Here is an 11,541-nt window from a genome sequence, read left to right on the forward strand (position 1 = left end):
ATGTTGACCGTGCTGGCCGTGCTGCAAGGACATCGTCAGACCTCATTGACCAGGTGAATCGAAAACACTGTATCTTTGCCGCAAGGGAAAGCGTAACACGACATTGCATTTCGCCCATAGATTTTGTTCCCATGCTGCCGCTGACGCTTCGCCTGATGGGACCGGTCGAACTGATCGGGCCGGGAAACCTGCGCCTGACTCCGCGCGGGATGCGGGCGCGTGGGGCGCTGGCGGTGATGGGAAGCGCGACATCCATGCGGATCCTGCGCGCGCGCCTGCAGGATCTGCTGTTCAGCACCCGAGAGCCCGAGAACGCCAATGCCAGCTTGCGCCAGGTGCTGCGGGAAATCCGCATCAGCCTGGGCGATGCGCGTGACGCCCTGCTCAGCGGGCCGGGCTGGGTGGGTCTGGACGGCGGCGTCATCCGGCTGGACATGACCGCCCGGCCCGGCCCCGATGGGCAGATGCCGGAATTCGCGTCGGACCTGGACATTCCCGACCCAGAATTCGAGGACTGGCTGCGTGATGCGCGCATGCACGCGGAACAGGCCGTGACACCCTCGGCCCCGGAACCCTCTGTGCTGCCGGTCCTGCTGACAGCGGAACCGGTGTCGGGTGATACCGAAGCCGGTGTTATCGCGGCGATGATTCTGGGCGAGGCCGCAGGCCGGGTCTGCGACCTGGTGCCCGTGGTCGCGATGCCCGACCGCGCCGACCCGGGGCAATCGGCCATTGTCCTGTCTGCGGTTGCGAACCGTGCGGGCCACGGGGTTCATCTTCTGGTCAAGCTCACCCATCGTCCCAGCAGCCGGCTGTTCTGGTCGCACAAGTTCGTCCTGGACGCGGGCGACCTGACGGCGGCCATGGGCGATTGCACCGCCCAGATCTGCGTGGGCGTCATGCGCGTGCTGGAAGCCGTGCGCACCATAGACGCGGCGCTTGGGGTGTCCTTCGCCGATGTCTTCAGCTTCAACCAGGCCCGGCTGGACCGCGCCGAACAGGCGCTGGCGGGCATGAATGACGGGGTCAACGCATCCCTGACCATGGCGCTACGGGCCTGGGTGCGCACCACGCAGGTCTTCGAACGCCTGGTTCCCGATCCTCAAGGCAGCATCCGCGAGGCACAGGAACTTGCCATCAAGGCGCGCGAAGCCGACCCCTACAGCGCCACCGCCTTGGCCGTCGGATCGGTGGTCGAGGGATATCTGAACCACGGGCAGGTCAGCTTCTGGCTGGCGCAGCAGGCCGTGCAGATGGACGCAAGAAATCCGCTTGCGCGATATGCCTATTCCCAGGCCCTGACCGACGTGGGCCGCCACGAAGAGGCGCATAGTGAGGCCCAAGCCGGTCTGGCCGAGGCGTTGCCAGTCCTGAACCCCGCCACATGGCAGTTGCGCATGGGCATCGCCCTGACCCGGCTTGGCCGCTATGAGGAAGCCGAACAGCGGTTCGACGCGGTTCAGCAATTCGCGCCGGAAAACCGCCCCTCGCTGCGGTTTCTGGCCGCGTTGCGCTATCACCGCCGGGACGAGGAGGGCGCCCTGTCGGCCCTGCAGGCCCTGCGCCGGGTCGAGCCGGGCTTTACGCTGGAGGCGATGCGCAGCGACAGCTATCCGGTCGCAACGCTCCGGCAGGGCAGGCTGCTGGGGGTTACGCGCTCGGGCCTGATCTAGGTCGCCGGTCCTTCCTCGGCCAGGATCCGTTCCGCTTCCTCGACCATCGGGTTCCAGTCGAAGAGGGCGACGATGATGCCGTGGTCGTTGTATCCCAGCCGCTTCCGCTGGCTTTCGGTCGCGGTCAGGTGGTCGTTCAGCACGCGCATTTCCCGAAACGACCAGGACCGGATCGACGAATGGTCATAAAAGGAATCCGACACCATGATGTGGTCCAGCGACTCCATCTGGTTCTGGAAGATGTAGGTGTAATAGACGTGCCGGAAGGACCGAAGCTGTTGCAGCTTTTCCACCGTGTACAGCCCGGCATCCGACTTGCTGCCCGCCGTGCTTTTGGCAAAGAAGCGATAGCCGGGGTTCCCCGTCAGCAATTCGGTCGAAACCGAGGTGGTGGCGTCGTTCAGATCGCCCAGGACCACCACGGGCTTGTCGTTGCGGCGCATCGTGTCGTTCAGGATGGCCCGGAAGGCCCCGGCCTCGACCATGCGGCGGACATGGGACACCACAGTCTGCGCGATGAACTTGTGGCGGCGCAGCACCGGGTTGTCGTCGTCGCCCTGCAGCGCGGTCGGCCCCTTGGATTTCAGGTGGGCGACAAAGACGGTGATGTCGGGCGTCCCGTTCGCCTTGTTCACCGGCACGCGCAGCAGCGGGCGCGAAAACCTGCGGATGGTGACGCTGACCGATTCCTCGGCGTCGCGGGCCTCCTCCAGGTCGATGAAACGGGCGTCGTCCGGCAGGTCCGCGATCCATTCGGTCGGGCCTTGCAGCATCCCCTTGCGGACGGCCAAGGCGACCTGGATGCTTGGCGGATCGGTGGTGCGGGCCACCAGGTCATAGCGGCCGCGCAGCGCGGAGCGGTCGAAAATCTCGGCTAAGGCATCGGCGTGCCAGCATTCCTGGAAGCCGATGATGTCGGCGTCGATGTCGTCCAGGATGCGTTCGGTGAATGCGATCTTGGCGTCGTATTGGGCCTGGGTCCAGCCCGCGTCGTCATAGATCGGCTGGCCGGGCAGGTTGAGGTTCAGCAGGTTGAAATTGGCGATGCTGACGTCTTTGCGGGCCATCGGGATGCCTGGGAAAGCGAAGCGATGCCCGATCCTATCACGGAACCCGGATCAATCCCGCCGCAATCTGGGCGTGCAGGCGCGGACCGGCCACGATCATCCCGTCCACCATGGCGCGCGGGCTGTTGAATCGCATGGGCGCACCGTGGCGGTCGGTCGCCACCGCGCCCGCGCGTTCCGCAATCAGGCTGCCCGCGGCGATGTCCCATTCCCAGACATGGCGCACCGACAGGGCGGCGTCGAAGCGCCCTTCGGCCACCAGGCACAGCCGCCAAGCCAGGGACGGCCGGAATTCGCGGCGGAAGGGCGGTGACTTGCCATCCTTCCAGTGTTCTGGCTCGGTCGCGGATTTGTAGGTCAGCACGCGCGCGCCCTGGATTCCCGCCACGCTGGGGCTGATCGGCCGGCCGTTCAGCAGCGCCGGGCCGTCGGCATGGGCGGTAAAGGTCAGGTCCATCGCGGGCAGATGGACCACGGCCGCCACGATCCGGTCCCCTTCGGCAATCGCCAGCGAATGCGCGAAACCCGCCTGACCGGCGATAAAGGCGCGGGTGCCGTCGATGGGGTCGATGATGAAGCAATGCCGCGCATCCAGGCGGGACGCGTCGGCCTCGCTTTCCTCGGACAGCCAGCCATAGCCGGGGCGCGCCGTGGTCAGCATGTCGCGCAACGTGTCGTTGACGGCCAGATCCGCCTCGGTCACGGGACCGGCATCGCCGGGCTTGTCCCAGGCCTTCGGCTCGGCCTTCCAGAAGGACAGGGCGATCGGTCCCACCTTCCGCGCGGCCTGGGCCAGCAGGGCCAGGTCGTCCTCAGGCCCCGGCAACGGTCATCCCCCGGACCAGGATGCTGCCCGCCTCGATCCCCCGCCAGGGAAGGGCGTCATCCGCCGCCTCGATGGTCATCAGCATGTCGCGCAGATTGCCAGCGATGGTGCATTCGTTGACCGGATAGGCGATGCGGCCCCCTTCCACCCAGAAACCCGCGGCGCCCCGCGAATAATCCCCGGTGGTGCCGTTGATCGACGCACCCAGCATGGACGTGACGATCAGCCCGGTCCCCATCTTCGCGATCAGGTCTTCGGGCGTGGCCGTGCCCGGCGTCAGGATCACGTTGCTGTTCGTGGGCGAGGGGGCGGATGACAGGCCCCGCGCCGCCGATGCCGTGCTGTCCATCCCCAGCTTGCGGGCGGTCGCCAGATCCAGCGTCCAACCTTGCAAGACGCCGCCCTCCACGATCTTGCGGGCGCGGGTCGGCAAGCCTTCGGCGTCGAAGGGCCGGGACGAGGGATAGCGCGGGCGCAGCGGATCCTCGGTCAGGTCGAAGCCTTCGGGCAGCACCGGCTGGCCCAGATCCTTGCGCAGCCAGCTTGCGCCGCGCGCGACCGCGCTGCCGTTCACCGCCGACAGCAGGTGCCCGATCAGCGACGAGGCGACGCGCCGGTCGTAAAGGATCGGAAAGGCGCCGGTGGGCGGCTTTCTGGACCCCGCGCGGGCCAGCGTGCGTTCGGCGGCCAGGCGGCCGATGTCTTCGGGGGCGGGCAGATCCTCGGCCCAGACGCGGGATTCGCCGGCATAGTCGCGTTCCATCCCCAGCCCCTCGCCGGTGATGGCGACGGTGGATATCGCATGGGTCGTGCGGCCATAGCCCCCCGAAAACCCGTTCGAGGCCGCAAGCCACAGGAATCGACGGCTGAAGGAGGCATTGGCCGATTCCACCTGGGAAATCCCCGGCATGTCGCGTGCCGCTGCCTCGGCGCGCAGGGCCAGGTCCTGCAGGTGGTCGGGCGTGGGATCCGGCCGGTCGTCAGCGATCTGCAATCCGGCGGCGTCGCGGTGGCGGGCAAGCTGGTCGGGATCGGCCAGTCCAAGGTTGTCATCGACCGGCGCCTCGCGCGCCATGGCGACGGCGCGTTCGGCCATCTCGGCGATGGCGGCGGGGCTGTGGCTGGATGCGGACACGCTGGCCTGCCGTCCGCCGATCAGGACGCGCAGGCCGATTTCCACGCCTTCTGCCCGGTCGGCATGTTCCAGGGCGCCGCCGCGCATGTCGATGCTGATGGATTGCCCGCTTGCACTCAGCGCGTCGGCCTGGTCGGCGCCCGCCCGCCGCGCCGCATCGACCAGGGATTCGGCCAGCGACTGCAAATCCACGGATGACATCGCGATCCTCCTGTCCTGCGAATGGAAAAGGCCGGGACCATGGCCCCGGCCCCCGGCCCTGGGGCCTGCGTTCACTTGACCTGCTGGCCGTTGGCGAAGATCTGGCCGCCCTCGCGGAACTCGATCTCGGACGTCAGTTGGTCGGGATTGCCCTCGGCTGGCTTGGCGAACATCGCAAGCATCATGCGCATCCCCATCATCTGTTCCTGGGGAACGAAGCCCATGGCGACCAGCTTGTCCATCAAGCCGTTGACGCCTTCGAAACTGCCGTTCAGCTTGCCCACCGGCTCGTTGGGATTGTCGCCGAACTCCAGGCTGCCGGTGATGTCCGCCGTGGCGCCGACGGCATCCAGGGCGACCCGGTTGACGGTCAGGGTCCTGGGCATGAACGGAGCCTCTGGCATGGTGTCGGCCTGGGGCTCTGCGGGGGCGGGATCGAACAGATCCTGGGACACTACCGCATCGCCCGACAGATCGACGGTCAGGCTGGCCGGATCGCGGGGCAGTTGGCTGGTCGGGTCGAACAGGTTCCAGATCGCATCCGCGAAGGTCAGGCCTTCCAGGGCATAGACGAACTTGAAGGGCTGCGCGGCATCGCCTTGCGACACCGGGATCAGCATTTCCGCGGCGATGCCTTCGACCGCATAGCTGATCGGGAAGGGCAGGGTACCAAGCGTCATCTCGGCCTTGGCGTCGGCGGTCGCCGCCTTGTAGCCTAGGCCCTGTCCCGACATCTGGAAGGCGATATCGGTCGCCCCGGTGGAAAAGCTGCCCTTGCCGGACTGGTCCTGCCCGTCTTCGTCCTTGCCCGCGATGTCGAAACTGCCTTGCAGGGTGTCATAGATCAGGGTCGTGTCAAGCTCCAGCCCGGCGGCCAGGGCCTGGGTCATCTGGGTGCCCATGTCAAAGGACCCGCTGGGGGTCTTTCCCGTGCCCTGGCTGGCCAGGTTGGTCAGCGCCACCTGGAAGTTCACGGTGCCGCCGCCCACGCCCGCGTCGTCGGCGGGCATCCGGGCCTCGATCTGCATCGCGGCTTCGGCGGCCTTCATGTCGAAGGTCGTGTCCATGCCTTCCGCCGCCGCCACATTGCGCTGGGATCCGGCAAGGTCGGTCAGGCTTCCGGTGACCGGGATCGTCACGTCCCGACCCGGCTCGGTCGGCAGGGCGAAATCGAACTCCAGCGTGGGATAGGTGAATTCGTACAGCATGTCCTCGGGCGTGCCGGACACGACCATTTCATTGCCCGGCAGCCTGATCGTGCCGGTCATGGTCATCTCGACCATCTCGGGCGCGGCCTCGGCGGCCGGGGGATCGGCAGGCGCGTCGGCGCCCTCCTCGGGGTCGGCTTCGGGCGTTTCCTGGGGGACGGGCGCCATGAAGCGGCTGTCCACCGCCACGTCGCCCTCGATCGTCACGCGGACCCGCGCGTCGCCGGTTTCCTGGAAGGTCATCTTCGGAAGCGTGACCGTGCTGCTGTCACGCTCGCCCGGCATCGAGAAGACGGCATCGGTGACGGTCAGCGTGTTGCCCGCGTCCTCGACGGTGCCGGTGACCTGATATCCGTATTCGGTGCCGTATTCCTGCAGGTTTTCCCAGACCTGGGCGGGGGTGACATCCGCCAGCACGGGCGCGGCGCCAAGGATCAGCGCAAGGGCGGAGGTTGCGGTGAAGCGGAACATGCCAAAGACCTTTCGGAAAACCGGAGCTTGTGGGATTTGTGGCACAGCGGCCCGTCCGCGCCAAGGGAGCAATCGCGTGATCCGTTTCGTGAACCGGGATGGCCTGGCCATCGTCACCCTCGACCGGCCGGGCAAGGCCAATTCGCTGACGGCAGGGATGCTGGCCGACCTGGTGGCGGCTTTCGACCGGATCGCGGCGGCGGGCGATGTCCGCGCCGTCGTGCTGACCGGGGCGGGCAAGGTCTTTTCCGCAGGCGCCGACCTGGACGAGGCGAAGGCCGGGCTTGCGACATCGCCCGAATGGGAACGCCTGTCGGGACGCATCGGTGCCCTGCCCTGCCTGACGATCGCCGCGTTGAACGGCACGCTGGCGGGCGGAGCCTTCGGCATGGCGCTGGCCTGCGACCTGCGTATTGCCGTGCCCGAGGCGCGGTTCTTCTATCCGGTGATGCGGCTTGGCTTTCTGCCCCAGCCCTCCGATCCTCTGCGCCTTGCAGGTCTGGTCGGGCCCGCGCGGGCCAGGATGATCCTGATGGCCGGACAGCGGATCGGCGCGCCCGAGGCGCTGGCCTGGGGGCTGATCGACCGCATCGCGGAACCCGGCGACCTGATGGACGCGGCCCGCGCCCTGGCCGCCGATGCCCTGGGGGCTGCGCCCGGCCATGTCGCGGCGATCAAGGCGATGATCTGACCCAAAGGGGGGTGCCGGCTTGCCACGGAACATTGTTCCGGCCTGCCCGTTTCCCCCGCATCGCCTGTCCCAAGGCTGCGCTGCAGCCGCCCATCCTGTCCCTTTTTGCTGGCCGGGGCTTGCGGCCCGTCGTCGTCCGGCGCATCTCAAGGCCAAGTAGAATAAGGAGTTTTCGCCATGCGCAACCTGTTCCTGTCCGCCGTTCTGGCCATGACGACCGCCCTGCCCGCCACGGCCGAGACGATCCGCGTCGGCATGTCGGGGGGCTATTTCCCCTTTACCTTCACCCGCGCCGATGAATTGCAGGGCTTCGAGGTGGACCTGATGAACGCCATCGGCGAGATCACCGGCGACGAGATCGAATTCGTCACCATGTCCTTTTCCGGGCTGATCGGCGCGCTGGAATCGGGGCGCATCGACACGGTGGCGAACCAGATCACCATTACCCCCGAGCGCGAGGCGAAGTTCGCCTTTACCCAGCCTTATGTCTATGATGGCGCGCAGGTCGTGGTGAAGGCGGGCAACGAAGACGCCATCACCGGGCCGGACAGCCTGTCGGGCAAGTCGGTGGCCGTGAACCTGGGATCGAATTTCGAGGAACTGCTGCGTGGCCTGCCCAATGCGGCGGACATCGACATCCGCACCTATGAATCCAACATCGAACAGGACACCGCCCTTGGCCGGGTCGATGCCTTCGTGATGGACCGCGTTTCCTCGGCGCAGGTGATCAAGCAAAGCCCCCTGCCTCTGGCCTTGGCCGGTCAGCCCTTCAGCGAAATCCGCAATGCCCTGCCCTTCCGCAACGACGAGGCCGGGCAGGCGATGCGCGACAGGGTCGATGCCGCGATCACCACGCTGAAGGAAAACGGCACCCTGGCCGAGATCTCGCAGAAATGGCTGGACGCCGATGTCACGAAGCCCCTGGCCGACGCCGCTGAATGAGGCCGCTTGACACCGCCTACATGTGGGACCTGGTGCCGATCATCCTCGGCTATGTCCCGCTGACCCTGGGGATGGCGCTTGTCGCGATGGCGGCGGCGCTTGTCCTGGCGGCTGTCCTGGCGATCGTGCGCGTGCTGCGCGTTCCGGTCGCCGACAGCCTTGTGGCGGTGTTCATCAGCTTCTTTCGCGGCACGCCGTTGTTGGTGCAGCTGTTCCTGTTCTATTACGGGCTGCCGCAATTGCTGCCTGCCCTGACCAGCATCGACGGGATCACGGCGGCAGTGATCGGCCTGACGCTGCATTTCTCGGCCTATATGGCCGAAAGCATCCGCGGTGCGATCCTGGGCGTGGACCGCAGCCAGTGGGAGGCCGCGCAGTCCATCGGCATGACCCAGGGCCAGCTTCTGCGCCGGATCGTGCTGCCGCAGGCGTCCCGCGTGGCCGCGCCGACGCTGATGAACTATTTCATCGACCTGATCAAAAGCACGTCCCTGGCCTTCACCCTGGGCGTGACCGAGATGATGGGCGCGGCGCAGAAGGAAGCGGCCGGCAGCTTCCTGTATCTGGAAGCCTTCCTGGTCGTCGCCGTGATCTATTGGATCATGGTCGAGGTCCTGTCGGTGGGGCAACGCTGGATGGAAGGCCATCTGGGAAAGGCGGTGGCGCGATGAAATGCGAGATCGACATTGCCGGGCTGACCAAGCGGTTCGGCACGAACACCGTCCTGGACGGCATCGACCTGTGCCTGAAGCCGGGCGAGCGGGTGGCGATCATCGGTCCCTCGGGCACCGGTAAATCGACGCTGCTGCGGTGCCTGAACTGGCTGGATGCCCCCGATGCGGGACGGATCACGCTGGGCGACCTGTCGGTGGACGCGGCCCATGCCACGCGCGCGCAGATCCTGGCGCTGCGGCGGCGGACGGGTTTCGTGTTCCAGAACTATGCCCTGTTCGCCAACAAGACCGCCCGGCAGAACATCACCGAAGGGCTGACGACCGTGCGCGGCTGGTCGCAGGCCAAGGCCGCTGCCCGCGCGGACGAGATCCTGGCCCAGATCGGGCTGGCCGACCGGGGCGACAGCTATCCCTCCGCCATGTCGGGGGGGCAGCAACAGCGCGTGGGGATCGGTCGGGCCATGGCGCTGGATGCCGATCTGCTGCTGTTCGACGAACCCACCAGTGCGCTGGATCCCGAATGGGTGGGCGAGGTGCTGGATCTGATTCGCAGCATCGCCGATGGTCGTCAGACCATGCTGATCGTCACGCACGAGATGCAGTTTGCCCGCGAAATCGCCGACCGGATCGTCTTCATGGACGGCGGGCGGATCGTCGAACAAGGGCCGCCCGCCCAGATTTTCGGCGATCCCCAGGACGACCGCACCCGCGCCTTTCTGCGCCGGGTCGGCTGAGAGAAGAAAACCCCCCACCCGGCGAGATATTTGGAACGAAAAAACACGACTTATGCTATAGAGTATTAGTAATAATCGTGGAGATCGGTGATGGACGGATTCGCACCCTGCATTGATCATGTCCGTGGACGCCGCCATGCCGGTCTTGTCCCCGTGGAAGCAGCCTTGTGGCCCGCCCATGCCAGCCAGATCCTGGTCGAACGCCCGGTCCGCCCCCTGCCGCAGCTGCGCCGGGACGAAGGGATCAATCCCGGAAGCCTGGTGATCCCGGTCGTCCTGGCGTCCAACCTGGTCGTCTGGATCGGACTTCTTGCGCTGCTTTTCTAGCCGGGGCAGTCAGCGCAGCCCGGCGGTCTGATAATACACATCCACGTCGCGCGCCGTGTCATAGCCGATGCCCGACGCGATGATGCAGCTTGTGTCGTCCTTGCGCGGCACGACCAGGGTCCAGGTGCCCATCTGGTCGGACGCCCAAAGCTCGGTCGCGGCATGGCCGTCGCCGGGCACCGGGGTCTCGTTGAAGTCCTGCTGCAAGGTCTGGTGGATTTCGGCATCCGCGGCGCAATAGGGCTGGTCGCCCACGGCCATGTCGGATACGGGCAGATCCTGCGCCTGTTCCAGCAGGGTCGCGGTGTCGACGCCCGCCATGGCGGGCCAGGCCTGCACGGGCTGGTCCGGGCGCGTTGCGGAAGCGGCAGGTAGGGCCACCAGGGCCGCGACGCTGCCGGCCATCCCGAAGCGGGCGATGCGGATTGCGATGCGGGTCATGGTCAGGGCCTTTCATCCAGTGTTTGCTGGGGAAAAACGTGTGGCCGACGCAATGGGTTCCGATTTTTGGCGCGACGCGGCGTTGCGTCGGTCGCTGAAACCGGCAATTGTCCTGCGTTGTAAAGGGCTAAGGCGACAGGAAGGACGAACCCCGAATGGCGATACTTCTGGGCGATGTTGGGGGCACGAATGCCCGTTTGGCCCTTGCGCGGAACGGCAGCATCGACCGGCAGTCGGTGACCCGCTTTCGCGGCGACGATTATGCCAGCTTCGATGACGTGGTGCGCCAGTTCCTGCAGGAACAGGACCAGCCCCGCATCACCGCCGTCTGCGTCGCTGTGGCGGGTCCGGTCAGCAACGGCCAGGCGCGGCTGACCAACCGGCCTTGGGACTTTTCCGAGGATCGGCTGGCGCGGCTGACCGATGCGGACCAGGTCCGGCTGATCAACGACCTGACGGCGATGGGCTTTGCCACGCCCGTCCTGTCGGGCGATGGCCTTGCCACCTTGCGCAGCGCACCGGCCGGACGGCCCCGCAACGGGCAGTCGCTGGTCGTCAACCTGGGCACCGGCTTCAACGTCTGCGCGGTCCGCAGCCTGCCCGGCGGCGCCGTCGCCGCGCTCGAGGCCGAGGAAGGCCATACCAGCCTGCCCGCCAACATCTATCTTCGCCTGCTGGACGCCGTCGGCCCCGAGGCGATGGCGGGCTTCATCTCGACCGAGGAAGCCTTTGCCGGGCGCGGGTTGTCGCGCCTTCATGCCGCGCTGACGGGGACGACGCCGGTGCCGGGGGAACAGATCGACCGGGCGGCCGATGCGGGCGATCCGGTCGCCAATGCGACCTATGACCTGTTCACCGACTTGGTGGGCCTGCTGTGCCGGGAACTGGCGATGCGGTTCATGCCGCTGGAAGGGATGTTCCTGGCGGGCAGCGTCGGGCGCAGCATCTCGGACCGGATGGATCGGTTCGAGGCGTCCTTCCTGGCCGAGCCCTATATGCGCCACATCCCCGAAAATACGCCGATCTTCCTGATCCGCGACGACATGGCCGCCCTGTACGGCTGCCTGGCGGCGCTGGCCTGACGGCAACAGGCGGCGGAAACCCGTGCGCCTGCCCGATTTCCGTCGATGAATCGCTTGGCTTCATCCGGC

The 11,541-nt window shown here is 66.8% G+C and carries 12 protein-coding genes; 7 read left to right on the plus strand and 5 right to left on the minus strand.

The features are described from left to right. Positions 1 to 131 precede the first annotated feature (131 nt). Positions 132 to 1,673, plus strand: coding sequence for an SARP family transcriptional regulator (locus IEX25_RS06420; protein WP_188714508.1), 1,542 nt, complete (start codon positions 132 to 134; stop codon positions 1,671 to 1,673). Here IEX25_RS06420 and IEX25_RS06425 read toward each other — a convergent pair. The 4 genes from IEX25_RS06425 to IEX25_RS06440 form a co-directional block, all read right to left on the minus strand. Then, a complete protein-coding gene (locus IEX25_RS06425) occupies positions 1,670 to 2,740 on the minus strand; it encodes an endonuclease/exonuclease/phosphatase family protein (protein WP_188714509.1) in 1,071 nt (356 codons plus the stop codon). The genes IEX25_RS06420 and IEX25_RS06425 overlap by 4 nt on opposite strands. A 37-nt stretch (positions 2,741 to 2,777) precedes the next feature. Further along, on the minus strand, positions 2,778 to 3,566 hold the full coding sequence (locus tag IEX25_RS06430; protein ID WP_103172079.1) for an inositol monophosphatase family protein: 789 nt from the start codon (positions 3,564 to 3,566) through the stop codon (positions 2,778 to 2,780). Further along, positions 3,553 to 4,902 carry a TldD/PmbA family protein gene (locus IEX25_RS06435; RefSeq protein WP_188714510.1) on the minus strand — a complete coding sequence of 450 codons (1,350 nt, stop codon included), beginning with the start codon at positions 4,900 to 4,902 and terminating at the stop codon, positions 3,553 to 3,555. The genes IEX25_RS06430 and IEX25_RS06435 overlap by 14 nt, the downstream gene beginning before the upstream one ends. Positions 4,903 to 4,973: 71 nt before the next feature. Further along, positions 4,974 to 6,581, minus strand: coding sequence for a DUF2125 domain-containing protein (locus IEX25_RS06440; RefSeq protein WP_188714511.1), 1,608 nt, complete (start codon positions 6,579 to 6,581; stop codon positions 4,974 to 4,976). Between the two features lie 76 nt (positions 6,582 to 6,657). Between IEX25_RS06440 and IEX25_RS06445 the strand changes: the two genes are divergently transcribed. From IEX25_RS06445 to IEX25_RS06465, 5 genes are all read left to right on the plus strand, one after another. Beyond that, positions 6,658 to 7,272: an enoyl-CoA hydratase/isomerase family protein gene (locus IEX25_RS06445; RefSeq protein ID WP_229665076.1), complete on the plus strand. Its 615-nt coding sequence runs from the start codon at positions 6,658 to 6,660 to the stop codon at positions 7,270 to 7,272. 177 nt (positions 7,273 to 7,449) lie between these two features. Then, on the plus strand, positions 7,450 to 8,214 hold the full coding sequence (locus tag IEX25_RS06450; protein ID WP_188714513.1) for an amino acid ABC transporter substrate-binding protein: 765 nt from the start codon (positions 7,450 to 7,452) through the stop codon (positions 8,212 to 8,214). Next, positions 8,211 to 8,885 carry an amino acid ABC transporter permease gene (locus IEX25_RS06455; RefSeq protein WP_188714514.1) on the plus strand — a complete coding sequence of 225 codons (675 nt, stop codon included), beginning with the start codon at positions 8,211 to 8,213 and terminating at the stop codon, positions 8,883 to 8,885. The genes IEX25_RS06450 and IEX25_RS06455 overlap by 4 nt, the downstream gene beginning before the upstream one ends. Then, positions 8,882 to 9,622 carry an amino acid ABC transporter ATP-binding protein gene (locus IEX25_RS06460; RefSeq protein ID WP_103172074.1) on the plus strand — a complete coding sequence of 247 codons (741 nt, stop codon included), beginning with the start codon at positions 8,882 to 8,884 and terminating at the stop codon, positions 9,620 to 9,622. The genes IEX25_RS06455 and IEX25_RS06460 overlap by 4 nt, the downstream gene beginning before the upstream one ends. A gap of 90 nt (positions 9,623 to 9,712) precedes the next feature. Further along, positions 9,713 to 9,949, plus strand: coding sequence for a hypothetical protein (locus IEX25_RS06465; RefSeq protein ID WP_188714515.1), 237 nt, complete (start codon positions 9,713 to 9,715; stop codon positions 9,947 to 9,949). 9 nt (positions 9,950 to 9,958) lie between these two features. Here IEX25_RS06465 and IEX25_RS06470 read toward each other — a convergent pair whose 3' ends face one another. Next, positions 9,959 to 10,390: a hypothetical protein gene (locus IEX25_RS06470; protein ID WP_103172073.1), complete on the minus strand. Its 432-nt coding sequence runs from the start codon at positions 10,388 to 10,390 to the stop codon at positions 9,959 to 9,961. Between the two features lie 155 nt (positions 10,391 to 10,545). Between IEX25_RS06470 and IEX25_RS06475 the strand changes: the two genes are divergently transcribed. Further along, positions 10,546 to 11,472, plus strand: a complete 927-nt coding sequence (locus IEX25_RS06475; protein WP_188714516.1) for a glucokinase — start codon at positions 10,546 to 10,548, stop codon at positions 11,470 to 11,472. The last annotated feature ends 69 nt before the right edge of the window (positions 11,473 to 11,541 follow it).

Origin of the sequence: Paracoccus acridae, assembly GCF_014642735.1 — a bacterium.
Taxonomy (GTDB): domain Bacteria; phylum Pseudomonadota; class Alphaproteobacteria; order Rhodobacterales; family Rhodobacteraceae; genus Paracoccus; species Paracoccus acridae.

Excerpts from the sequence above, each read along its gene's own strand:
- IEX25_RS06420 (WP_188714508.1), top strand. The coding sequence starts at position 132 with ATGCTGCCGCTGACGCTTCGCCTGATGGGACCGGTCGAACTGATCGGG.
- IEX25_RS06425 (WP_188714509.1), bottom strand. The coding sequence starts at position 2,740 with ATGGCCCGCAAAGACGTCAGCATCGCCAATTTCAACCTGCTGAACCTC.
- IEX25_RS06435 (WP_188714510.1), bottom strand. The coding sequence starts at position 4,902 with ATGTCATCCGTGGATTTGCAGTCGCTGGCCGAATCCCTGGTCGATGCG.
- IEX25_RS06440 (WP_188714511.1), bottom strand. The coding sequence starts at position 6,581 with ATGTTCCGCTTCACCGCAACCTCCGCCCTTGCGCTGATCCTTGGCGCC.
- IEX25_RS06450 (WP_188714513.1), top strand. The coding sequence starts at position 7,450 with ATGCGCAACCTGTTCCTGTCCGCCGTTCTGGCCATGACGACCGCCCTG.
- IEX25_RS06455 (WP_188714514.1), top strand. The coding sequence starts at position 8,211 with ATGAGGCCGCTTGACACCGCCTACATGTGGGACCTGGTGCCGATCATC.
- IEX25_RS06460 (WP_103172074.1), top strand. The coding sequence starts at position 8,882 with ATGAAATGCGAGATCGACATTGCCGGGCTGACCAAGCGGTTCGGCACG.
- IEX25_RS06465 (WP_188714515.1), top strand. The coding sequence starts at position 9,713 with ATGGACGGATTCGCACCCTGCATTGATCATGTCCGTGGACGCCGCCAT.
- IEX25_RS06470 (WP_103172073.1), bottom strand. The coding sequence starts at position 10,390 with ATGACCCGCATCGCAATCCGCATCGCCCGCTTCGGGATGGCCGGCAGC.
- IEX25_RS06475 (WP_188714516.1), top strand. The coding sequence starts at position 10,546 with ATGGCGATACTTCTGGGCGATGTTGGGGGCACGAATGCCCGTTTGGCC.